This is a genomic window from Paenibacillus tabacirhizosphaerae, assembly GCF_040812395.1.
GTDB lineage: Bacteria > Bacillota > Bacilli > Paenibacillales > NBRC-103111 > Paenibacillus_E.
Map to the genome: position 1 here is coordinate 528291 of NZ_JBFNXH010000003.1, position 23178 is coordinate 551468.

19 protein-coding genes are annotated in these 23178 nt (G+C 47.7%); 8 read left to right on the top strand and 11 right to left on the bottom strand.

Annotated features, from left to right (window positions below; genetic code table 11):
• The first annotated feature begins 131 nt into the window (after positions 1-131).
• Entirely contained in the window at positions 132-2234 is a 2103-nt protein-coding gene (locus tag ABRS97_RS08355; RefSeq protein WP_367812807.1) for an LTA synthase family protein, read from the top strand.
• A 57-nt stretch (positions 2235-2291) separates the two neighbouring features.
• Here the strand turns inward: ABRS97_RS08355 and ABRS97_RS08360 are convergent, their stop codons facing one another.
• The 3 genes from ABRS97_RS08360 to ABRS97_RS08370 form a co-directional block, all read right to left on the bottom strand.
• Positions 2292-3665, bottom strand: a complete 1374-nt coding sequence (locus tag ABRS97_RS08360) for an MFS transporter (RefSeq protein WP_367812809.1) — start codon at positions 3663-3665, stop codon at positions 2292-2294.
• Between the two features lie 879 nt (positions 3666-4544).
• Entirely contained in the window at positions 4545-5564 is a 1020-nt protein-coding gene (locus ABRS97_RS08365) for a Gfo/Idh/MocA family protein (RefSeq protein ID WP_367812811.1), read from the bottom strand.
• A 19-nt stretch (positions 5565-5583) separates the two neighbouring features.
• Complete coding sequence (locus ABRS97_RS08370; RefSeq protein WP_367812812.1) at positions 5584-6360, bottom strand: sugar phosphate isomerase/epimerase family protein; 777 nt, start codon at positions 6358-6360, stop codon at positions 5584-5586.
• A gap of 125 nt (positions 6361-6485) precedes the next feature.
• On the opposite strand from ABRS97_RS08370, the gene ABRS97_RS08375 reads away from it, so the two are divergent.
• Positions 6486-7286, top strand: a complete 801-nt coding sequence (locus ABRS97_RS08375) for a helix-turn-helix domain-containing protein (RefSeq protein WP_367812814.1) — start codon at positions 6486-6488, stop codon at positions 7284-7286.
• Positions 7287-7352: 66 nt separating this feature from the next.
• Here the strand turns inward: ABRS97_RS08375 and ABRS97_RS08380 are convergent, their stop codons facing one another.
• A complete protein-coding gene (locus ABRS97_RS08380) occupies positions 7353-7742 on the bottom strand; it encodes a tautomerase family protein (protein WP_367812816.1) in 390 nt (129 codons plus the stop codon).
• 147 nt (positions 7743-7889) lie between these two features.
• Here ABRS97_RS08380 and ABRS97_RS08385 point away from each other — a divergent pair, with 147 nt between their 5' ends.
• The 4 genes from ABRS97_RS08385 to ABRS97_RS08400 all read left to right on the top strand — a co-directional run bounded on the left by ABRS97_RS08385 (position 7890) and on the right by ABRS97_RS08400 (position 11972).
• Positions 7890-9398 (top strand): spore germination protein, encoded by a 1509-nt coding sequence (locus ABRS97_RS08385; protein WP_367812818.1) that lies wholly within the window; start codon positions 7890-7892, stop codon positions 9396-9398.
• Entirely contained in the window at positions 9398-10492 is a 1095-nt protein-coding gene (locus ABRS97_RS08390; RefSeq protein WP_367812820.1) for a GerAB/ArcD/ProY family transporter, read from the top strand. The genes ABRS97_RS08385 and ABRS97_RS08390 overlap by 1 nt, the downstream gene beginning before the upstream one ends.
• The gene (locus ABRS97_RS08395) at positions 10489-11553 is read left to right on the top strand and encodes a Ger(x)C family spore germination protein (RefSeq protein ID WP_367812822.1); all 1065 of its coding nucleotides are present in this window, start codon (positions 10489-10491) and stop codon (positions 11551-11553) included. The genes ABRS97_RS08390 and ABRS97_RS08395 overlap by 4 nt, the downstream gene beginning before the upstream one ends.
• A gap of 191 nt (positions 11554-11744) precedes the next feature.
• The gene (locus ABRS97_RS08400) at positions 11745-11972 is read left to right on the top strand and encodes a 3-dehydroquinate dehydratase (protein ID WP_367812823.1); all 228 of its coding nucleotides are present in this window, start codon (positions 11745-11747) and stop codon (positions 11970-11972) included.
• Between the two features lie 54 nt (positions 11973-12026).
• Here ABRS97_RS08400 and ABRS97_RS08405 read toward each other — a convergent pair whose 3' ends face one another.
• Together ABRS97_RS08405 and ABRS97_RS08410 are read right to left on the bottom strand one after the other, a co-directional pair.
• Positions 12027-12539 carry a DinB family protein gene (locus tag ABRS97_RS08405; protein WP_367812824.1) on the bottom strand — a complete coding sequence of 171 codons (513 nt, stop codon included), beginning with the start codon at positions 12537-12539 and terminating at the stop codon, positions 12027-12029.
• A gap of 88 nt (positions 12540-12627) precedes the next feature.
• Complete coding sequence (locus ABRS97_RS08410; protein WP_367812826.1) at positions 12628-14817, bottom strand: alpha-galactosidase; 2190 nt, start codon at positions 14815-14817, stop codon at positions 12628-12630.
• Between the two features lie 193 nt (positions 14818-15010).
• On the opposite strand from ABRS97_RS08410, the gene ABRS97_RS08415 reads away from it, so the two are divergent.
• Both ABRS97_RS08415 and ABRS97_RS08420 read left to right on the top strand, forming a co-directional pair.
• Positions 15011-16102: an SGNH/GDSL hydrolase family protein gene (locus tag ABRS97_RS08415; protein WP_367812828.1), complete on the top strand. Its 1092-nt coding sequence runs from the start codon at positions 15011-15013 to the stop codon at positions 16100-16102.
• Between the two features lie 56 nt (positions 16103-16158).
• A complete protein-coding gene (locus tag ABRS97_RS08420; protein WP_367812829.1) occupies positions 16159-17583 on the top strand; it encodes an MBOAT family O-acyltransferase in 1425 nt (474 codons plus the stop codon).
• Between the two features lie 747 nt (positions 17584-18330).
• On the opposite strand, the gene metX is transcribed toward ABRS97_RS08420, so the two are convergent.
• The 5 genes from metX to ABRS97_RS08445 are packed head-to-tail and all read right to left on the bottom strand — an operon-like array spanning position 18331 to position 23160.
• The gene (gene metX / locus ABRS97_RS08425) at positions 18331-19431 is read right to left on the bottom strand and encodes a homoserine O-acetyltransferase MetX (RefSeq protein WP_367812830.1); all 1101 of its coding nucleotides are present in this window, start codon (positions 19429-19431) and stop codon (positions 18331-18333) included.
• Positions 19432-19435: 4 nt separating this feature from the next.
• The gene (locus ABRS97_RS08430; RefSeq protein ID WP_367812831.1) at positions 19436-20635 is read right to left on the bottom strand and encodes an MFS transporter; all 1200 of its coding nucleotides are present in this window, start codon (positions 20633-20635) and stop codon (positions 19436-19438) included.
• Complete coding sequence (locus ABRS97_RS08435) at positions 20632-22470, bottom strand: cobalamin B12-binding domain-containing protein (RefSeq protein ID WP_367812832.1); 1839 nt, start codon at positions 22468-22470, stop codon at positions 20632-20634. The genes ABRS97_RS08430 and ABRS97_RS08435 overlap by 4 nt, the downstream gene beginning before the upstream one ends.
• Entirely contained in the window at positions 22467-22718 is a 252-nt protein-coding gene (locus tag ABRS97_RS08440) for a hypothetical protein (protein WP_367812833.1), read from the bottom strand. Before ABRS97_RS08440 ends, ABRS97_RS08435 begins: the two co-directional genes overlap by 4 nt.
• Entirely contained in the window at positions 22705-23160 is a 456-nt protein-coding gene (locus ABRS97_RS08445; protein WP_367812834.1) for a DUF6917 domain-containing protein, read from the bottom strand. The genes ABRS97_RS08440 and ABRS97_RS08445 overlap by 14 nt, the downstream gene beginning before the upstream one ends.
• Between the last annotated feature and the right edge of the window lie 18 nt (positions 23161-23178).

A 23178-nucleotide genomic window follows, 5' to 3' on the forward strand; every position in this document is an offset into this window, starting at 1 on the left:
CCTGCAAAAAGCGTGTTGCGTCCGGATGGAAATCGGCACAATAATTGTTAGAAGCTCTGTCATCGAATTCATGCTGCTCTCATGGTATAATGTCATAGTTCCTTTACAATTTCTTAATCATGGGAGAAACTATGAAACTACTTTTGCGTCACATTTGGCGAATCGTGAAAACGCGTTGGCCTCTTCTCGCAGCTGCCTTGATACCAGTGCTGATCATGGAAATCCTGAGCCGCGGCCATTACTTTGAAATGGTGACCTGGGGCTCGAGACACATCGCCGAATTTCTGCTAAACGCCTGGATCGTTCTTGGCCTTATGCTTCTGTTTATTGCGGCAATAGGGCGTACTCGCATCGCCTACTGGGTGCTATCCGGCATTCTGCTCATTCTAGCGTTAATCAGCGGGGTGAAGCTCAAAATATTAGGTGTGCCTTTGCTTCCTTGGGACGTTGTATTAACGGGCGAAACGTCCGATATGGTGAAATACGTTACAAATGTGTTAAACGTACGTACACTCATCGGGCTCCTGTTATTCCTAGGTGTCAGTTATATGCTACTCTATCGTACACAGCTTTTTGTCAAAAAGGTGGCATGGAAAGAACGCAGCGTTCTGGCGGCACTAGCCGTCTTCATGCTTGCTGCTGTGTATACGGATAAACCGATGCCAGTCCAGAAATGGCTCGGCATTAAGGCGGCAACCTGGGACCAGGCCGAAAATACCAAAACCAATGGTTTCGCGCTAGCTACAGTTCTTAATACCCGGACGCTCTTCAATGACCATCGGGAAGGTTATGATGACAAAGCCGTCGCGGCGATCGTCAATCAGACACCGAAGCCGAACAAAGCTGGAAGCACGGTTAAACCGAATGTAATTGTCGTATTGAGCGAATCATTCTGGGATCCTACAGTAATCAAAGGCGTTGAATTCAGCCGTGACCCCATTCCATTCTTCCACAAGCTGCAGGCGAGCGGGACGAGCGGTTGGATGCTGTCTCCGCAATACGGCGGCGGTACGGCTAACGTAGAATTCGAAGTTCTTACCGGGAATTCGATGCGATTCCTGCCGCAAGGCTCCATCGCCTATAACCAGTATATTACGAACGAGGTTGACTCTTTAGCCAGTATTTATGCTAGACAAGGCTATACATCGACAGCGATTTCTCCTTTTCATAACTGGTATTTCAACAGCAATAAAATTTATGAAGACTTTGGTTTCTCCAAATATATTCCGATTGAATACTTTAAACCGAACTATTCCGGTCCTTATATCGCCGATAGCGAAGTTGCCGCTAATATTATTCATGCAACCAATCAAAGCCAAGGCCCTGATTTTATTTTTGCGAACACGATGGAAAATCATTTCCATTACTATCCCGGCAAATTTCCGAAAAACACGATTGATGTGAAAGGTGATATCGCCCCTTCCTCCCAAGGCATGCTGGAGACGTTGGCGCAAGGCATTAGCGGCGCAGACAATATGCTTAAGGAGCTCGTTGAGCATTATGAGAAAAGCGGCGAACCTACGATTATCGCATTTTGGGGAGATCATCTTCCCTCACTGGGCGATGATTACGCCACCTACGTGGATACCAAATATATCAGCGGCAAGGATGACCCGGATTTCCTGAAAAAAATGTACAGCGTACCGCTCGTGGTGTGGAACAATTTTGATACGGATCGTAAGGATAAGCTTAACATCAGCCCTTCCTTCCTGGGACCTTACCTAATCGAACTATCCAAACAGCAAGGCAGCTATTATACGGACTTTTTGGAAGAGCTTTCGAAAAAGATTCCTGTCATTCCGCCAAGGGACTATTATGCGTCCATGCATATTAAAGAGGACGATTTGAAAGACTACGAAACGCTCCAGTATGATATCCTGTTCGGAGACCGGCATGCTTACAAGGACTATACGACTCCGATTAAAGATTCGACATACATGCTGGGGTTTGGACCGATTACCTTGGAAAAGGCAGTACCTGAAACGCAGGATATTTCAGGCCTAACGAGCATGACCCTAACAGTAAGCGGTAAGAACTTCCCGCCACTAGGTTATGTTTCGCTTAATGGCAAGCCGCTGCCCACTACTTGGTTGAATGAACAGTCTTTGACAGCCAAAGTTGAAGGCGATGCACTCAAACCGGGGATTTGGGACATACAAGTGAATGTCAAAGATTCCAAAGAAACAGTAATCGGCAAATCCAACACGCTGCCAATCGACATAGGCGGCCGATAATAACTAGTCAAAATCCCCTTGCCAGCAACATTCGGCGTGGGGATTTTTGATTTATGCTTAGCTTTTCGCTGTAAGTTTGAGTGCTCGATATACATAATAACTAATAACGGATAACAAAAGGAGGACCGCTGCTCCCCAATAAATATTTGCAAAAACGTCAGGAAGCGGAAGCGACTTCTGCCAAGCGATGCTTTTGCCGGTCAACGCCACGCCGAAGGCGCCTCCAACGAATTGGATCAACTGTGAAAGGCCCATCCCTGCGCCAATCTGCCCCTTCGGCAGTATCCGTGACATTTCATTGGATAAACACGTTGACAGCATCGTCACACCAAGGCTTAATGGCACATAGATGCACAGAATGGCATATGGCGAAATGCTGTTAAAGAACGCGAACAGAACAGCCCCGATCAGCATAAGAAAACTGCCTCCGCTTAGAAAAAGATGATTGCCATAGCGATCAATCAATCTGCCAATTGGATTGGATAGAAAGGCCGATAAAATCGCTCCCGGGAATATCATTAATCCCGTCATCGCCGCGCTTTGCCCGAAAAGATCCCTAAGCAAGAGCGGCATGAGAAACAAAGTGGCGAAGTGAGCGGCGTATGCGGCAAAACCCATGAAGGTGAGCAGCATGTAGGGCACATTACCCAACAGTTCCGGTTGGACGAAGGGGAGATCGTTTCGCTTGATGCGAATCCAAAACGCGAGCAAAAATATGATGCCGGCTGCAAGCGCATAGATGGAGCTTGTTGTCATGAACAGCAATAAGCCGGTAACTCCAATTCCGATAAAGCAGGCTCCCGCAAAATCGAAACGCACATGAATGGCTTCTTCCTTCGGCAGCAGCTTGAATAAGATTGGCAGTAAGAAGAGAATCAAGCCCGTGATAACAAATAATCCGTTCCAACCTACATATTGCGTAATGGCGCCACCTGCCACAGGGCCAAGCCCCATGCCAAACGTAGCGGTGGAGATAATCGCCGACATCGACCTCCCTCTTCTGCTGAGAGGAATAAATCGGGTTATAAGCACGATGCCTAGCGCAACGCCCGAACCAGCGCCAGAAGCTTGGAGTAAGCGCGCGGACAACAACATCACAAAGTGATGGCTGAACACCCCGAGCAGAGAGCCCGCACCGAGACATAGAACCCCAATCATAAACAACCTGCGAATCGGCAAATAATCAGATAAACGGCTGTATGTGATAGACGAAATCGCAAATGTGATCGAATAACCGGTTACGATCCAAGAGGCTGTTGTTGAAGACAACGCGAAATCTTTCATAATTTGCGGCAAAGCTACATTAAACATCGTCGTGTTCATGACGATCAGCATCACAGCCACACTCCATAGTCCGAGTACCAGCCTTTCTTTCAAAACAGCTGTATCGGTTTGAACGGCAGCAGGTGTTTCAACAGTTTGGGTTGTCATTTCGATAGCCAACCTCCTTCATTTTATAATTCTAAGAATATCGAATTATTAAAATTTATCACAACCTTTTCCCATATTCAAGGAAAACACGAAAGCTTAATAAAGAACTTCTATTCAGCGACGCAAGCAAACTTGAGGCTGCGCCTCAGGTTCTTGTCTGAACCCATGCGTCCAGGCATGCGCTTCTCCACCCCACACCCATTCCTTTTTCTGTACTACTTTGTGCTGCCTTCAATTTCTCTTTTCTCTAACCTGTCTTCCATCCTGTATCCCTATCTATGAGCACCCCTGTAAGATTCCGGGTACATTTCGCTTCCCAATGCGCGCGAATAACTGCCGCGCGTTTCTCCGCAAGCTTCGCAAGAAAACGGAGAAGGTGCTGGCGGACCGCCAATTCCCCATGCACGGCGATATTGACGGAACTACGATGCCTTATTCCACGGTAACGTCCTTTTTCTCCCCCTGAAGCGGAACTCTGGTGCGTTAAATGAGCGATAACGTGCCTGAAACCCAGCTTTCCCTGCCCATAACGCACGGTAGTTCCCCGAAACGTCCCTGCAACCAAAAATACCGCCGCATAACGCACCCATGTTCCGCTCACTCATGCAGAAAGACGATCTATCGCAGATCGAAGTGGTTTTCCGATGATCGGAACTGCTGTGGCACTTCCGGATCATCCACGTCGACCCTGTCAAATGCTCGCACCATACGATGCGTGCGGAATCTCCTCGCTCTGCGAGCTCGTCACACACATGCCTGACGACATATGCCTTATCTGTTAGAATGGGTATCCCTAACGCTTTGGTTCTGTAAAGGATTTAACCAAAAAAGAAGCCGCATCCTATGACGGATGGGCTTCTCTTACTTATTTTCGGCTAATTATAACGATACGATTTTGCCAGTAGCCTGCGACTCAAATGCAGCAAGAATTACGTTCAACGAACGCAAGCCTTCTTCGCCAGAGATGCGCGGCGCTTGCCCTGCTTGAATGCTTGCAACGAACTCGTCGATAACGCCGCTCGTCGTTTGCTTCTCGTTCGTCGCAATCTCGCCTACTTTATAGCGCTCGACTGAACCGTCGCGCAGCTCGACAATCACTTGATCCTCAGGATGCGTGCCAATTTTCATCACGCCGTTCTCGCACCAAAGCACTGTGGAGTTGTCTTCACCTTTGTAGTACGTCCAGCTCGCTACGAGAGAACCAATGGCTCCGCTCTTCATGCGCAGTACGCAGGTCGCGTTGTCGTCTACTTGTGTTCCTTCTTTGTGGATCGTTCCGACGAAAGCAGCCACTTCTGAGACTTCATCGCTCAACAAGTAACGAATCAAATCCGACTTATGCACGCCAAGGTCGCCCATAGCGCCCATAACTGCTTCTTCTTTGCGGAAGAACCAGCTTTCCTTACCGTCAACGCTCCAACCTTCAGGTCCCGGATGGCCGAAAGACGTACGGAACGTCAATACTTTACCAAGTTTGCCGGAGTCCAAAATTTCTTTGGCTTTCACGTGCGGAGGCATCAGCCTTTGATTATGTCCAACCATCAAGAATACGCCGTTTTTCTTCGCTGCTGCAATCATCGCTTCCGCTTCTTCAGCAGTGGATGCCATCGGTTTCTCAACTAACACATGTGCGCCAGCATTAGCTGCTGCGATGGTAACCTCCGCGTGCAGATAGTTCGGTGTACATACGCTGACTGCATCCACTTTTTCTTGCTTTAACATTTCCGTGTAGCTGCTGTAAACTTTACCGCCGTGGATTTGAGCGTAGTGCTCCGCTCTTTCGATCACTGGATCTACGAAAGCAACTAACTCAACATTTGGATTCCAGCCATACTCCGGGATATGTCTGTGTTTGGAAATTGAGCCGCATCCTACAACGGCAACTTTAATTTTACTCATGTGTGATAATCTCCTTTTATTAGTTCTTCACGCTCGTGTAATGTTCTTTAACCCAATTCAAGCTGTTCTCAATGCTCGTAATCGGTGGCTTCTGGCAGTGGTCTTGTTCCACGATAAGCCATTCCACGTCAGCTTGCTCGGCTGCTGCAATTACTTTTTCCAGATCTACGTTGCCAAGACCGAGTTCCAACGTAATAATTTTGCCTTCGGCGTCTTTGGCAAAATCTTTGAAGTGAACGAGCGGCAGACGTTCCGCATACTTGGCAATGTACACGAGCGGATCTTGACCGGCGAATTGAACCCAGCATACATCCATTTCTACGCCAATCGCCTGATCTCCTGCATTCGCATACATCGCGTCAAATACGAATTGACCGTCGATTTGGACATGGAATTCGAAATCATGATTGTGATATAGGAATTGCAGACCTTGTTTCTTCGCTTCCGCCGCAAAACCTTCACAATCCGTAATGATTTGCTGCCATTGTTCAGCTGTTTGGCGCTGCTCTTCAACAACGAATGGGCAGATGATGTATTTTGCTCCAAGCGTGCGGAGATAGTCAATTTCACCCTGAAGGTTATTTCTCAAATTATCCAAACTCACGTGACTTCCGATCGCTTTCAAGCCGATCTCGTCCAAGAGCTGCTTTAATTGCGCTGCAGGCATATCGTAGTAACCCGCGAATTCGACTCCCTCATATCCTAACTTCGCTACATGGCGAAGCGTGCCCTCCATATCCTGAGCCATATTGTCTCTTAGGGTGTACAATTGCAAACCAATTTGAATTCGTGCCATTCTGTTCTCTCCGTTTCATGAAAGCAATTTTGAGTTGATGGGTTCATTATAACGGATATTGAATTAATAAGACCATTCACGATATAATCAAAACATCTCCTATTTGGCTACGAAAGGTGTAAATTATGCATTCGGAAATCTTGACCTGTGGTTATTCTTTCCATATGGAAAGGTTTGATGTCAGCGCCAAAAGCGGACTCAATTCTTATCTTTTTCGTTTGCAAACAGAAGGCACATGCGAAGCTTTGGTTCAAGGTCGCTTGCGTAAAATCGAAGCGGGCGACTTGCTTCTGTACCGGCCCGGCGAGCCTTATGAGCTGCGAATTGAAAGCCAATCGGGCGACCATAATGGCAAAATCGCCAGCGGCGACTATTATTTGTTCTGCAAGGGGCCCTGGATCGACGACTGGTGGAACCGCAGCACGAAACCGGCCTGCAGCCATATCGATTTGGATGCGCGGCTCATTTCCTTATGGCGGCAGCTCATTCTCGAGAAACGGCGCATGGAAGAGGAGAACCGCGAGCTTAGCGGCTACTTGCTGCAAGCGCTTTGCTTGTACGTGGAGCGCGCGGCAACAGAAACGGTAACTCTGCAGGGACGCCCCTTCACCGGAACGCGAATGAAGCGATTTATTGAGGCTCATGCGACTGCGACCTTTAAGATCGAGGACGTCGCTGATCATGTTGAGCTAAGCGTATCGAGGGCTGTGCACTTATTCAAGGAATGCTTCGGCAAGACCATGGTGCAATACGCACTCGAAGTGCGCCTGTCAAGCGCCGTGGAACGCATGCACGACAGCTCCATGTCGCTGGAGCAAATCGCCCTAAGCTGCGGCTTCGGGAGCTACCCTTACTTCCATCGAGTCTTTAAGGTTAAATTCGGCATCTCGCCCAAGCTGTTTCGCCAGCAGGCTTCGCAAAACTAAAAATGTCGCCCTTTCTTCTTTGAAGGAAGGCGACATTTTTGCTTACAGGCGGATTCCCCGCTTCAGTTAAACATCAACTTTGTAATTCAAGAGAAGCTCGTCACCCGGTACGCCTCTAATTCCCCAATTATGCTTTGGCGTTTCGAATATCGTGATTTCAAGATCATCCGTAGAAATATGAAAGGTCTCGTGAATGTTTTGGAATAAGAGCTTGATCAGTAATTTCTTCGCTTCCACTGTTCTGCCTTCGAAGATACTGATTTCGATAATCGTGTAGGCTTCCGTACGACCGTTGGCATAAATAAAGTCTTCCTCGTTCATCGGAAAAAACCGATGAAATCTTTTGTCAGGAGGATATTGAAAAGCTTCCACCACACAGGCATGAATCACCTCTGACAATTGCCCTTTTATCGGATTTAATTTTTCATTGATGCCATAAATTTTAATTTGCGCCATCTGGCAACCTTCTTTCCTCATGGAATTATCCCTACTAAGATATCACACAGTGGTAGATTATGTAAGCAAGCTGCCATACATAAGTTTATGGAAAATGCTGCATACTCTTAGGTAAAGCCGTAACTCTTGTCGAAATGAGGTGATCACATGGCGTTTATTAAGCAGCGCTGGAAAACACGGAAAAAACCCGATACAAATACCGTTTCTTTAGATGAAATGACAGATCCACTAGCCGAAGACAGCGTCATGATGATTGATCAAATCAAACAGATCTTGGTGACTGATGATTTGACGAGCGCCCACTTCGCAAACCCAGGCGCCGGCATGCTCTTCCTGAACACACTTGTGGATTCAGAACGGCTGCAACAAGATATTGTTCCACGCATTCGGCTCTGGCTAGAGAAACCGCCTGAGGAATGGAGCATTTTCTTTCCGCAGGCTATGATTATCGACTCCCTTGCCGAGACGATTAACAGTATTCTGCTTGGGTGCGTCATTCTTTTCCATGACGGATTGCCAGGGAAAGCCATCGCTTCTCCCAAACGAATAGACAAAGGTCGTTCTATCGAACCGCCGCAATTAGAGAAGGTGCTGCTCGGCCCGCAGGAATCGTTCGTAGAAGATTTCGATACCAATGCCTCCTTACTGCGGAAAAGAATCAAAGACCCTAATTTAGTGTTCCATTTCTTCTCTATTGGAGAACGTTCCCGCACGAAAGTCTCGGTCGTCTACATTAAAGATATCGCCAAACCGGAGTGGGTCGAAGAAATCGAAACGAATCTTAGAAAAATCAATATCGACCGAGTATCCACGCATAAGGAAGTCATGGAGCTTATCATCGGCAAGAACAACTCTGTATTTCCTATCTACGAGCTCACAGAACTCCCCATTCGATCAGCCATTAATTTGACAAGAGGACGAATTGGCATCCTTGTGGAAGGTTCGCCATTTGTCGCTTTCCTGCCAACTACGCTGTTAACCAGCTTTGTCGGCTCTGAATTCGTTTACCAAGGTACCCTTATTCCAACCTTTGTGCGCTTCATTCGGATGCTGGCTTTTGTGATTGCCCTATATGCTCCTGCTATTTATTTGGCTCTCGTGTCCGTCAACTCATCCATTATGCCAACATCCTTTTCCATTTCGATCGCCAAAGATCAGGAAGGCATTCCTTATCTGAGCTTTTTCGAAACCTTCGTCATGATGCTGGTCATGGACATTCTCAATGAAGCAATGGCCTTTGTACCTGGCAATGTCGGATCTGCTTTGAATGTCGTAGGAAGCTTAATCATCGGTGACGCTGCCGCCAAAGCTGGCTTAGTCAGCAAATTTATGATTATCATAGCGGCCCTTTCGTCCATTGGCGCATTTATCGCCTCCTACCAAGTGTCCTACGCGGTGCGCTTGTGGAAGTACCCCATGATGATATCGGCTGGGCTATTCGGATTTTACGGAATCTCACTAATGACTCTCGTCATGCTAGGACACCTATGCAGCAAGAAATCGCTGGGCGTTCCTTACATGTCTCCGCTCGCGCCGTTCCTTTACAAGGCCGTGCGAAGCTCACTGTTCGAGCCCGATATGAGCAATCAGAACGAACGGGATGAAACTTTTCATCCCCAAAATAAAATCAGACAGCGAGGAGACCCGGATCACTAATGAAATATCAACGAATTTCTCATTTGCAGTTTTTTTTCATTCAAAGTCTGGCGTCCATCGACATGATCTCGCTCCGCTTTCCGGCACATGCGATTCAGACCATGGATCAGCACGCCTGGATGATCGTTGTAATTGCTTTTTTCATCGCCATGTTCAATCTCATCGTTGCACTTCAATTGTTGAAACGTCATCCCAATGAAAATTTAATCGAGATTTCAAGAAGATATTTGGGCAGGTGGATAGGAGGCCTTTACGCGCTTTTCGTCAGTGCGGAATCGTTCCTACTGGGGATCTTAATGTTCTGGGAAAACTGGTCCTTTGTTTCCTACGTGCAGCTCAAAAGCACTCCCGTAAGCATAATCGCGATCTTCTTTATGCTTGTAATTACATATCTGCTGCTGAGTGGCTTAGAGGGATGGTCAAGACTGGTGCAATTGCTGGGCTTCTTCATGCTGGCTTCTATTCCACTGTTGAATCTGCCTCAACTGAGCAATGCTGATTTCGCCCGTCTGCTGCCGTTGACAGATCTGGATGTGAGCAAACTTAATAGCACACTGAGCATTCACGGGATGCTTATGTTTAAAGGTGTTTTAGCGGTTTACTTTCTAAGGCCTCACGTGGAAGATAACGGACGGATATACCGAATCTCCCTCTTTGCCCTCCTTCTCGCCTTTATACAAGTGCTGCCCACATTCATACTGCCAATAGCAGTCTTCGGCGCCCGCACGGCAGCTCAATTCTCATTTCCATATGCAGAATCCATGGAAACCGTTCCTTTATACTTATTGCCTATTGAGAAAATCAGCTTCATGGCACCGATGTTTTTTCTCTTCCTGCTGGTTATCATGATGGTGATCTCCTTTTACTGCTGCGCCCAAAGCATACGTACTTGGATGGGAATCAAAAATGAGAGGCTCATTTATGTGTCCATCACGCTAGTCGCGATTGCAATATTGGTTTGGCCAGTCTCACTACCGCAAATATTGAAAGTTTACCCATACTGGACGTATGGTTATCTCTTTATTTTCATAATCCCTCCTATCTACATGTGGATAGCCGGCTTTTTTCGAAGAAAGGTTGGTGCAGCACATTGATTCGGAAAGGATGGCTCATTTGTATCGTCATTTGCACGCTATTATGGTGTTCAGGCTGCATGGATATTGTCGAGCTTCGTGAACAATCTTTTATAGTGGGTCTGGGCATTGATCTAGCAGAAAACAATCAGATTGAAGTCAGTTTAGCGGAAATTAACATTCAAAATGGCGGAGCCGAACAAGCGTCGCCAGATAAATCCACGCCTTTAATTGTCAAATCGGCAACAGGTAAAAATATATCGGAGTGCATTCGCATTCTGCGCACCGAACAATTCAAGAAACTGACATTGAATAAGGTTTCCTATATCGTCTTCAGCGATAAGCTCGCCAAAAAAGGACTTATCCCCTATAAAGATTTCCTGGTTCGATCCAATGAGCTCGACCTCTCTACCCAGCTATTCGTATCCGAAGCCCGGGTCAAGGATCTCTTTGAAGCCGATCGCGGAAAACTCCTGGAATTCACAACAAAGGGATACAAGTACCTGCCCACGTTCATACCATCGTACTTATGGCAACTGCTTTCCCGAATGGAAACGCCTCTAGAGAGCACCTTCCTTAATCGTGTCCGTTTAGGGGATGATACGCTCGCTATTGAAGGCGAAGCCTTTATGAAAATGGATAAACTGAAAGTTAGTTTGAACTATAAGGAGACCAGAGGCGTCAACATTTTGTTGGATAAAAAATGGAAAAATATTCTCCTTTTTATTAACGATGCTGAGGATACCTCTTTCCTTATTAAGCGTGTGCAACGCAAAGATCACTATGCGCCTAATCACGTCACGCTGACCTACACCATTTCAGGTAACATCGTGGAGAGCACCATCGAAAACCCGATGGCAAAAGTGCAGCAGCTTGAAAAAAACGGATCCGATAGCCTGGCGAAAAAGATAACCGACTTGCTGAAGAAAAACACGAATGAAGGCATCGATATCCTCGGGATCGGCGAAAAATTTCGTCAGCGTGGCTGGGATACGTCCAACTGGCAGCAGCGAATTAAAGACCTCCCCATCGACATTCGCGTCAACCTGCGAATTCTTGACGGAGAAGCGCTTAAAGACTGAAACATTTCTACTCTTTTACTCGTATAAGAAAAGAGAAGGAAGATCTAGGCAGCAAATAGACTAAAAAAGGAGGGAATCTACGAAAATCTATCTTAACTGGATTGTTTCAAAATTGTAAAACTATTTTAATGTTAGATTAATATTTATCATATATGCTACTCATATATCCAAATCTTAGGATGGTGAAATCTATGAAAATGTTTATTACGATTCACAACAAAAGCGTACCTGTTTACTCCGATGAGAAAAATAAAAAGAAATTCAACTTATTGAAGTCTGCGTTGGAAGCAAAAGTAACCAAAGGAAGAAACGCAATCAAGAAATGTTTGGATTCGATCATCTCCATAGAAATCGTCGGCTGCGAAGCCATTCTGCATTCCCTGAATGAACGTGACTCGCTCGCCTTGTCACTCTACTAAACGATGTATAGTTAAAAAGAAGGAACGCTGCCCTAAGGGGTAGCGTTCCTTTTTTCATAGATATTTATCTTGGATAATGTTCAGATGATGTTGTGCATGCCCGGCAATGATGTATGCGAGAGATCGGGCCGTTACATCCCTGCCACTCACATTCCCGCTTCGCAGCCACGCTGATTCCGGAATTGTCGCAAGTAATGAGAATGTCGCCTGTCGAACAGCAGCAAAATCTGCAAGCAGCGTTTGAAGCGAAAATTGCTCGAAGTTCCCATTTTCGATCAGAACATCTTGATCAAATCCTGGGAGAATCGTCGTATCACCGCGTGCAATACGCATCATCCGGTAGCTCATCACACGCTCCGTATCCGTCATATGTCCCAGAACTTCCTTCAAGCTCCACTTCCCCGGGGCATAGCGTCCCTCGCCTTGATCTTCTGTCAGCCCTGTAAACAATGCTGTGATTGCAGTGAGCTGGTTCCGAAGAAACGGGCTGTAATCTTCATTTGGAACAACATCAATGTACGTTGAAAAGTATGGCGCATATTCATGACTTTCAGGCCGCTTCGGCATATCGATTCATTCTCCCCTCTGTCGTTTCATCCATTCTATCATATCCTAACGGAGGGGAATGCGAAAGAATTTCATATTCAGAGCTAGCTTACTTACGCTTCAGTATCCATAGTTTGCTTTGATAGTCGCCATGCAGGCCATTCACAGGCAGCCCCGCGTACATCAGGTGATCGCCGGGATAGCTTCCATCCATGCCCGCAACCTCATAATCAAAGGCAGGGTCTAGCCCCTTAAGCTGAAGCCAGCTTAGAGGCCCGTTCGGTATGGCAAGGACACGGACGTAGACGACCATCGCCTCAGTGCGATCTTCGGAGACTATCATCCAAGCAGTCTCATTGCCTTCGAAGGGACTGAGCAACCGATACATATCTCCGAACTGAACGAGAGGGCGAATTTGTTTGTAAGTCTGGATTTGCTGCTTGACGATTTCCTTCTCTTCATCGGTAAATTTCGTTAGATCCAACTCATAGCCGAAATTACCGGACATCGCAACATTGCCTCGCGTTTCCAACGAAGTGTAGCGATGAACTTGATGATTAGGCACCGCCGATACGTGGGAGCCCATCGAGCTGACCGGATAGACGAGGCTTGTGCCGTACTGTATTTTCAAACGGGATACTGCGTCCGTATTATCACTGGTCCAGGTCTGAGGCATGTAGAACAGCATGCCGGGGTCGAAGCGGCCGCCGCCGCCGGAGCAGCTTTCGAACAAAATGTGCGGAAACTCGGAAGTCAGCGTTTCCAGCACGCGATACAGCCCTAGCATATAGCGGTGAGCGGTTTCTCTTTGACGCTCCGGAGGCAAGGCGGCCGAGCCGATTTCCGTCATATTGCGGTTCATGTCCCATTTGACATAGGTGATTGGCGCACTGCTCAGAATATCGCGAAGCATTTGGGTGATGGCTTCCCCAACCTCTTGGCGCGAGAAGTCCAGTATCAACTGCTGACGCCCTTCTGTTCTCCTGCGGTTCGGCACATGCAAACACCAATCAGGATGCTTGCGGTATAGCTCGCTGTCTGGCGAAACCATCTCAGGCTCGAACCATAGACCAAACTGAAGCCCCATGCCATTGACCCGGCTTACAAGATCCTCGAGTCCTTGAGGAAGCTTAGCCCTGTCTACGAACCAGTCCCCCAGCGAGCTGTTATCGCTGTCCCTCTTGCCGAACCAGCCATCGTCAAGGACGAATAATTCGACGCCGAGCTCTTTGCCGGCCTGAGCGATGCTTTCGATTTTATCCGCGTTAAATTGGAAATAGGTTGCTTCCCAATTGTTGACCAACACGGGTCTTGTGCGATCTCTAAACTCGCCGCGGCAAAGTCTGGTCCGGTACAATTTATGATAAGTCCTGGACATATCCCCGAGACCGCCATTCGAATAAACCATCACCACTTCCGGGGTTTGAAACTGTTCACCCGGTTCCATCAACCAACTGAAATCAAAGGGATTAATCCCCATTGATATGCGCGTCGCGCCATACGGCTCTACTTCCGCGTGAGCGGCAAAATTGCCGCTATATACAAGGCTGAACCCATAAGCATCCCCATGATCCTCCGTCGCATCTTTCGTCAGCAGGGCTATGAATGGATTATGTTGGTGACTGCTGGCGCCACGCCGGCTTTCGACGGTCAGCTTTCCTGGCGCAAGCGGACTGCGCTGCATATTTCGCTCACTTGCCCAGGTGCCGGACAACTGAAGCAGATCATAATGGCTGTGCCGATAATCGACACTCATGCTGAGCGCTCTCAGCAATCTGAGCGATTCGCTCCCTTCGTTCACGAAACGAACTGATCTCGTTATCGCCGCATGCTGTTCGAATAGAGTATAACTAAGCACAACCCGAAGCTGTGCCACACGGTCAACCAATTCAAGTTCAAGCGTTTGAGCTTCGTTCTCATCTTCAACATACGTAGCCGGAAGCCCCTCAAGCGCTGGCTTCCCCTTGTAAATACGATGCTTATCGTACAGCAGCTCCGAAATGGTTGAACCATTTGGCAGCGACACTTGATAGGCTGGTTCACGGTAATCGCTCGTTCCATATGCCGGATATTCCTGCGGCAACGTATCCAGAGAAATGCTGCGATCCTCTGGAACCGGATTTGGCGAGAATGAGCACCTTTCTTGAAATTGTATGATGGAGCCAAGCTGTCCGTCCCGAATCGGCCGCCCCCAGTAAACGTGCGCGGGGTAAGCTGATTTGACGAGCTGAATGACATAACTCATTTTATTATTGTGCAAGTGAAACAACCCTTGTAACGGTTCATACGAAATATTCATGATATCCCTCCTCATCCCATTATCTTACGCGTTTCACTGCAAAACTATGGAGAAAATAGACGAACATATGGATGATTGTAGTTTTTCTACGAATTGGTGGAAAGGATTTCCATGAGATGAGATAGAATATTTAGTAGAATCACACAATTATCGCCATATTTTAACCTTATACCAGCGAAAAGGGGATCGAACGATGAAGCAGCGCATCTGGAAATCTCCAGGAAAAACAGTCATTTTTGTGCTTATCTATGTAAGCATCATTCAGTTTTCATTCCCAGCTTTGTTTACAACTGATGTGTTCTATCATAATCGCATCGATTATTCGCGGGCCAAAGATAATCATCAAGATTTTCTAATCACACTGGATGCTGTTCATAGAGACATTGAGAGCAAGCATTTGACGCAATATCTCATTCTACTTGGCGATTCCGTCATGTATGGAAGTCCGGGCAATTCCAATCAGAATGTGAACGCCTATATGGCTTCTTCCTACGGGCTGCCGATCTACAATTTATCATTTCCCGGTTCTCAGATCGGTGATTTGTATACGATGCTGCTGCTTATGGATAAGCTCGGCATTTCCAGCGACCATCTCATGTTCAATATCCGCTACTCCAGCTTTGTCAAAAGGAACTACTGGCAGCCTGTTCTCTCCTGGTTCCAAGATGATCTGCGCGAATTAGACCCGGAAGCCTATCGCCATATGCTTTCCTTGCCGGATGTTGAAGAGCATGCAGGCCCATCTACCTTTTATACGTCCACGAAAAAGAATCTAAACAAGCACGTCCTGCCTTTTTTCGTACCGTATTTATACAAAGATTATTGGGACAAATGGGCGGTGCAGCTTGCTCTGAAATTGGTAAAGAAACCTCCCCCCGACGACACCTTGGAAGGCGGCGATCCGAGACCTTGGACGGAAAAGGAAGATGCTTATGGAAGAATTGATGATCCCAATGTCAAGGCCGCCTTTGATCTCAAACCGTTTAATTTGACAGAATCAAACCCGGATATCTTTTTTCTGCATAAAATCATGCTGCATCAACAAGGCAAGAAAACAACGGCCGTCATGACCGGCACCAACCATACACTCATGCAGAAATACGTGGAAGACCCCGCATTCATTGCGAATGCGCAAGCGCTGGATGCCTTCATGCGAAACAGCTCGTTAACCTACATCAACTTGGAGAAACAGATTCCTGATTCCTTGTTTACGGATTATTTACATTTAACGCCTGAAGGCTATCGGCAGCTGGCTGATAAGCTGCTGAAAGATGATGGGGATTAACCATCTTCTAACGGCGAACGTTTTACTCATGCTAAACGCAACGGAGGATAGCCTGCATGCTTTTTCATACCCCTGAGTTTATGATACTTCTTCTGCTTACTGTGGCGCTGTACTACGCGTTTCCCGCAAAGCGTCTGTACGTGCTAACGGCTGCGAACATTTTGTTTTATAGCGTGAGCGGCGTCGGCATGCTTGTGCTTTTTGCTATCATGACTGTGCTCACGTTTTATAGCGCCCGCTATCTTGATGGAGCTTACCGGAAATGGGTGCTGCTGGGCATCCTCCTTGTGAATTTGGGCAATTTATGCTTCTTTAAATACTCCGTCTTTATGATCCGCAACATCGAAAAAGTGCTGTCCGTCAAGTTGCTAACCGAAGATTCCTTCTGGCTCGCCATTGTTCTGCCTGTCGGGATCTCCTTCTATACCTTTGAATTCATCTCCTATGCTGTCGACATCTATAAACGTAAAATCAAACCTGCGCGTTCGCTGCTTGAATTTTGGATGTTCATTTCGTTTTTTGCGCATCTGATTGCTGGGCCGATCATGCGGGGAAATGAGTTTCTGCCTCAAGTGGAGAAGCTGGCCACCTTGCGTTGGAAGGCTGAACACATCAGGCTGGGCTGCTTTTATTTAACGTTAGGCTTGATGAAGAAAATGATGCTGGCCGATCCCATCGCCGACAGAGTAAACGTATTGTTCGCTGACCCCAGCTCTTTGACAGGCTCCGCCGCTTGGATTACAACCTATTTGTTTGCGTTTCAAATCTATTTCGATTTCTCCGCTTATAGCGATATGGCGATCGGAATCGGCTACTTATTCGGGCTAGAGCTGCCGCAAAATTTCTTGACACCCTATCTAAGCGGCAACGCTACAGAGTTTTGGCGGAGATGGCATATTACGCTTTCCAACTGGATTCGCGATTACATTTATATTCCTCTGGGAGGCTCGCGTCATGGCGCGTTCCGGAAATATTTGTTTCTGTTCATCGCCATGACAGCTTCAGGCTTTTGGCATGGAGCGCTGTGGACGTTCATCCTTTGGGGGATGTATCACGGGGTTCTGCTTATTGCCCACAATCTTTACCGCCTAAGCAAGAATAAACTTGGGTTGCAAAAATGGGATCAATCCGTGGTCTATCGTTGGTTCACGATCCTCATATTTTTCCATTTGACCTGCATAGGCTGGGTCATGTTCCGTATTCACGATCGCCATATGGTGATCATATTGCTGAGACGAATGCTATCGCGAGATGCGCTTCACGTCCCCTCCTACATGCTCGTTTACTTGTTGGCGGCCATCTTGCTGTTCGGATTGCATCTTCTTGAACACTGGCTGCTTGCACATCGATTGCGCATCTCCGAGCTATGGCATCGATTCTTCCCGGCGCCTGTGCGGGCGGCCTGCTATACCATTCTCATTGTTGTACTTATCATCATGCTGCGAAGTGGCGACAGTAGCTTTATCTATTTTCAATTTTGATATGATTTGCCTGATGCTGTGCAGCAGGTCCTTGACTAAACCCATACGGTTGAGCATAGGGAGTGGATTGGGAATGGGGTTACGACCGTTAACGCTTCTCCACCCCACACCCATCCCCTCTATTCGACTTTGAGCTGCCTTCTTCTTCTTTTTTCCTCTAACCGGTCTTCCATCCAGTATTCATATCCATGAACACCCCCTGTAAGAGTAAGATTCCGGGTGCATTTCGCCTCCGCAAGCTTCGCAAGAAAACGGAGGAGGTACTGTCGGACCGCCCATTCCCTATACACAGCGATATCGACGGAACTACGATGCCTTATTCCACGGCAACGCCCCTTTTCTCCCCCTGAAGCGGAACTAGGATGCGTTAAATGAGCGAAACTCTGCCGAAAACCCAGCATTTCCTGGTCATAACGCACGGTAGTTCCGCGAAACGTCCCTACAACCAAAAATACCGCCGCATAACGCACCCACGTTCCGCTCACACGTGCAAACAGACGATCTCTCGCAGATCAAGGCGGGCGGTATGGGAAGATCCAAGCGCTGCGGAACTCCCGGATCTTCTACCTCCATCCTGTCAAATGCTTGCACCCCAAGATGCGTGCGGAATCTCTCCGCTCTGCGAGTTCGTCACACACACATACCTGACGACATATGCTCGTCTGTTAGAATGGGTGTCCTAATAACATTCTAGAGAAAAAGGGGCTGCCTGAGCATTTCAGGCAAGCCCCTTCGTATGTTCATTCTTCAGCAGACATTTGGCGCAATCGGTTGATTCAAAAGCAGCGGACGAATGAATTGACTTAATTTCACCGTCTCGATGAGAAAGGCATCATGACCAAAGGCGGATTCCAGCTCGAAATATTCCGCACTTTTCTGCAATAAATGTAGCCTCTGAACAAGCTCCTGATGTTCTCTCGATGGATAGAAGCTGTCCGTATTAATGCTTATGACGATAAATGAAGATTGGGTTTTCCTCAAAACCTCATCAAGAGTCCCCCTTCCGCGGCAAATATCATGCGTATCCATGGCTTTGAGCAAATATAAATAGCTGTTCGCATCAAAACGCTGCACCAGTTTCTCTCCCTGATGCCGTAAATAGCTTTCCACCTGATAGGTGCTCCAGAAATCCAATTCATCCTGCTCGCCAGCCAACGCTCGACTGAATCTTTGATTATAAATCTCTCGGGTCCCATATTTCACCATGCCCAACATCCGGGCGATTGAAAGTCCCTTAACTGGACCCGCACTGCGATAGTAATTGCCTTCCCGCCATTCCGGATCGGAGATAATCGCTTGACGTGCGATATCATTATAGGCGATGCCCATTGCCGAGAATTGAAGGGTGGTTGCGATCAAGATGCACTGATGCACAATTTCAGGAAACATGATCGCCCATTCCAAAGCTTGCATACCGCCCATCGAGCCGCCAACAACAGCCGCAAGATCCGTTACCTGTAATTTGCCTAACAGCATTTTTTGAACTTCTACCATATCCCGAATCGTCACCACTGGAAAGGATAGTCCATACGGTTCGCCCGTCTCCGGGTTGAGTGAAGATGGCCCTGTCGTCCCCATGCAGCCTCCCAGGACATTCGAAGATACGACATAAAAGTAATCGGTATCTATCGCCTTGCCTGGACCTATGAACCCTTCCCACCAACCCCGGCTTTCCGTGCCTCCAGCGGCATGTGCGTCACCTGTCAAAGCATGGCATATCCAAATGCAGTTGTCCCGACTTTCATTCAATGTTCCATAGGTTTCATAGGCAACCCGCACATGTTCGAGCTGCTTGCCTGATTCCAGATTTACTTTAGGAAAGGATGCAATTTGTACGGATGAAAACAAAGATTTATTCAACTCCTTTATGAACCATACGATGAAAGATAAGATACAGCCCACAAATCATGATCCCAAGTATAAAATACATATGCCATACCTGTGTCAGCCCGTCATGATTGCGAGCCCAACTGTATAGGATTCCACCTGACATATTGCCGATGATCCCCCCTACAGCACCGGCCAAACCGGAAAAACCTTGATAACTTGCACCGAAACCGGCTGGCGCATATTCGGCAACAACCGCATCGATAGACGGCATAATGAGAAGCTGCCCCAGCGTAAATATCACCAATGTCACGCAAACCAGGAAAACGAAATGGTCGGCAAATCCCGCGCTCCCAATCCCGATAATCGTTACGACGACCCCAAGAAATGCCGTTTGCACCGATGACAAATAGCGCGATATGAATGCTAACGCAGGAAACTGAAGTCCAATCATCAGGAGGGCATTTCCTGTGAAAATCAAGCCGACATGATCCTGCGCCTGAAATCGATCCACCGCATACAAAGGGAGCACAAGCGTAAATTGAGCAAGCATGATATAGAATGTAATGATGAGTAATGAAAAGAGGAGCAATCTCTGATCACGAAAAACAAAAAGGAGATTTTTATACAGAGATTTGCTTGTGGAAGCAGCAGAAGACTCCTTCGGATTTTGTGGTAAAAACCTTAAAAGCAAGATCATAAAAACCAGGTATACCGCTGAGGTAAGTAAAAAGGTGATCGACATGGCCTGTATCGTAATAAGCATCCCGACAATCGGCCCGACGGCGACTCCCAGATTAACGGCCATATTGCGGAAAGAAAACGCCATGACCCTTGTTTGTTCCGTCGCATAGGCGGAAACCGCCGCTTTGCCTGCGGGCGTGAACAGGGAATAACCGATGCCTGAAATGAATGCATACAGAACAAATAACCAAAGAGAATGAGAAAATGCGTATCCGATGGAGGACACAATCAGTATGGAAAGCCCAAGAAGCATGGAACGGCGAATTCCGAACCGATCTGAGAATGAGCCTCCGAACAAAGCTAACGCTCTAGGCGTTCCTACTGTTACGGTTAACACGAATCCCGCTTGCGCCGCATTCAAATTCATATATTGGGTCAAATAAATGCCAAAAAAGGGGATCACCATATTCGCTCCGCAATTGACAAAAAAGAATCCGGATAAGATGACCCATAATCGTGCCGGTAAACTGATGCCGCTCATCGTTTGTACACCGACTCCTTGACTGTCCCCCTGCCAGCCCGTCCAGGATAGGCTCCATCTGCTGGACTGCCAAGGATGCCGCGATAGAGAGCTTCTACAAAGCCAGCTTCTTTGACCTGCTCAAGCACCTGTTCAATCTGCATGACCAAATCTTCCGCCAATCTGCCCGCCTCAGGCGTTGCCGTGATCTCTCCCCGTCCGAGAAACCGGAATGTTTCCCGGACTCCCCGAAGCGTATCAATTCTGGCTTGGGCCGTTATGGGGCCACCAGAATAAGCTTCGTCCGAAGAGGCGATGGTGATGCCGTCGACCTGCAAGGATGCTCCAAGCGCAGCGTGGAGCGATGTTGTGATCGCGGATTGCACGCGATCCTCCGTATGCGTCATGAAGCCGATCGGGGCGCCAGGCCAAATCGGGGCATCGATGATGGCTCGCAAAGCCTTCACTTTGGCGGCGTTGAAATCGATGTAGTTATCCTTCATTTTCCCCGTAATCATGGCATCGGGCGAATGGCAAAACAAAGGCTGGAGGATTGGCCTGCCCCCGAGCAAAACACCGATTTGGCAATTAATCAACATGCCTGCAAAAGCTTTATAAGCTGGCACGCCGCATAATTCTTCATTCGTTACAATGTCGAATGGCAGCTTGTAGACAGCTGCATATTTCATAGCGGTAATGCCATCCACGGTGAGACGAGCAGGGTCTGTCCCTGCTCCGAGCGATCCATACGCGATATTAATTTTCGTTAAATCAGCTCCAGCCTCGCCTGCGAGAAGTACGGTTTCGGGCGAGTTGAGTCCTCGGTGCGCCCTGACCTGGAACAGCGTGCCGGGATCGAGCGACGAACGAAGCAAGAATAGGTTATGAGGCGTAATGACGGTACCGTCGCCTTTATAATTCACGTATCCTTCAAGCAGTCCCTCAGCACGCGCTCCCCAGGCCGGATCGAAATGAATGACGCCCTCCGCTCCCCAGGCTTCCGAAACTTTCATATGAGAAACGTCCATAAACAAGGAGCCCGTCCCGTATTGAATAAATACCGTCGGTTTTTCTCTTGTATGGCGAACATGGAAACCTTTCGCACGCTCATCCGCCATATGGCAAAAATCAGTGACAGCCTCCAACTGCTCGGGTTCAATCGGCTGCACGATAGAGGGGTACACCTGCTGCAAATAGTAGTCACGGACAAGTGGATCACATAAGGAAGCGTACTCCTTCCGGAGTGCATGCTTCAAAGAAAATCCTTCTTTGGCACCACCTTGAAGGAAGGCCAATTGCCGAATCTGGGCCCTCTCTACGGCAGCAGTCGTCCGCTCTAGGGTCCAGGCGATCGCTTCACAAGCAATTTCATTTAGAAGCTTGCCAATCCGATCATGCTTCATTTGGTAGGAATATCCCTGTGTCATGTCAGATTTTATTCGTTGCACACGTTGATTAACCGCTTCGACAGGCCTATTTTCTACAAAAGCAAGCGCATCCTCGGCTGTTGCTCCTGGACCAAAGATTTGATCGAAGCCAAGCTCCATGGCGAGCTCCGGGCGTATGCCCATGCCCCCTATGCCTACTTTCACCTTGTCACGCAGTCCAGCTTCCTGTATGACATTCATCAGATGGACCAGTAAATCTTCCACGCCATAACCGATCGTTCGGCTGATGAGCAAACAATCAAAGGGTTCCTCCATGGCCCGATCAACAATCTCTTCCACCGTCAAATCCGGCTGCAGCAGCACCGTCTGGTGGCCTGCTTTATCCAAGGCTCGCCGAATCATTTTAATTCCCACATCATGGACAGGATCAAGAGGAGCCAGCAGTACCCGTCGCCCGCTATTTTTCATCTTTCTCCCCCATTCGCGAGAAAATAAGGAGGTACGCCTAAGTCCGCTTCGTGTATGTAAGCGCGCCCTCTCACGCGAGCTCCGAGACCCTCATGCTGGATAAAAACAACATCCGCCGCCGCAAAGCCAATTTGTGAGAACAGGGAAAGCATTAAGCTTTTGGCCTCGGACTCGTCCCGGCATACGAAGAAGGTTTCAAGGTCAATGGCATCCATGATCTTAGCGAACGTCTCCTCATTTCTTATCATTGCGTTCACCTGTTGGAATAAACTGTATCCTGTCTCCAACTTGGAGCCGTAATTCCAGACCTGTTTTCTCCTCTTCTCCGGTGACAACAATATTAATATGATTCGGGACATGGGTTTCATCGTATCCGACGACTTTACCCTGCCATTTCTCACCGATGCGGACCTCATCTCCTGCGACAATAACGGCGCCTTGCTGTACTTCAAAAAAACCAAGATAACAGACCCGGTTCACCTGTGTGCCAGGTTCGGCACCGGGTTCCAGCGTCAAAATCAGCTCATGTATTTCATACTTCTTCAGGACTCGAGACCGGGCATGAAGCAGCTCTATGCCGCGATTCAATAGCCTGCCATCCAAAACCGTCACAATCTCCCCCGTCAATAATCTTCGTTCGGCAAAAGGATTAAACGTTAATAATCCTCCCGCATACGGATCTTTTCCCATAATTACCTCCTCTTATTA

What these genes read in the sequence shown, in the direction of transcription:
- ABRS97_RS08355 (WP_367812807.1), top strand. Translation starts at nt 132, where the DNA reads ATGAAACTACTTTTGCGTCACATTTGGCGAATCGTGAAAACGCGTTGG.
- ABRS97_RS08360 (WP_367812809.1), bottom strand. Translation starts at nt 3,665, where the DNA reads ATGACAACCCAAACTGTTGAAACACCTGCTGCCGTTCAAACCGATACA.
- ABRS97_RS08365 (WP_367812811.1), bottom strand. Translation starts at nt 5,564, where the DNA reads ATGAGTAAAATTAAAGTTGCCGTTGTAGGATGCGGCTCAATTTCCAAA.
- ABRS97_RS08370 (WP_367812812.1), bottom strand. Translation starts at nt 6,360, where the DNA reads ATGGCACGAATTCAAATTGGTTTGCAATTGTACACCCTAAGAGACAAT.
- ABRS97_RS08375 (WP_367812814.1), top strand. Translation starts at nt 6,486, where the DNA reads ATGCATTCGGAAATCTTGACCTGTGGTTATTCTTTCCATATGGAAAGG.
- ABRS97_RS08380 (WP_367812816.1), bottom strand. Translation starts at nt 7,742, where the DNA reads ATGGCGCAAATTAAAATTTATGGCATCAATGAAAAATTAAATCCGATA.
- ABRS97_RS08385 (WP_367812818.1), top strand. Translation starts at nt 7,890, where the DNA reads ATGGCGTTTATTAAGCAGCGCTGGAAAACACGGAAAAAACCCGATACA.
- ABRS97_RS08390 (WP_367812820.1), top strand. Translation starts at nt 9,398, where the DNA reads ATGAAATATCAACGAATTTCTCATTTGCAGTTTTTTTTCATTCAAAGT.
- ABRS97_RS08400 (WP_367812823.1), top strand. Translation starts at nt 11,745, where the DNA reads ATGAAAATGTTTATTACGATTCACAACAAAAGCGTACCTGTTTACTCC.
- ABRS97_RS08405 (WP_367812824.1), bottom strand. Translation starts at nt 12,539, where the DNA reads ATGCCGAAGCGGCCTGAAAGTCATGAATATGCGCCATACTTTTCAACG.
- ABRS97_RS08410 (WP_367812826.1), bottom strand. Translation starts at nt 14,817, where the DNA reads ATGAATATTTCGTATGAACCGTTACAAGGGTTGTTTCACTTGCACAAT.
- ABRS97_RS08415 (WP_367812828.1), top strand. Translation starts at nt 15,011, where the DNA reads ATGAAGCAGCGCATCTGGAAATCTCCAGGAAAAACAGTCATTTTTGTG.
- ABRS97_RS08420 (WP_367812829.1), top strand. Translation starts at nt 16,159, where the DNA reads ATGCTTTTTCATACCCCTGAGTTTATGATACTTCTTCTGCTTACTGTG.
- ABRS97_RS08430 (WP_367812831.1), bottom strand. Translation starts at nt 20,635, where the DNA reads ATGAGCGGCATCAGTTTACCGGCACGATTATGGGTCATCTTATCCGGA.
- ABRS97_RS08435 (WP_367812832.1), bottom strand. Translation starts at nt 22,470, where the DNA reads ATGAAAAATAGCGGGCGACGGGTACTGCTGGCTCCTCTTGATCCTGTC.
- ABRS97_RS08440 (WP_367812833.1), bottom strand. Translation starts at nt 22,718, where the DNA reads ATGATAAGAAATGAGGAGACGTTCGCTAAGATCATGGATGCCATTGAC.
- ABRS97_RS08445 (WP_367812834.1), bottom strand. Translation starts at nt 23,160, where the DNA reads ATGGGAAAAGATCCGTATGCGGGAGGATTATTAACGTTTAATCCTTTT.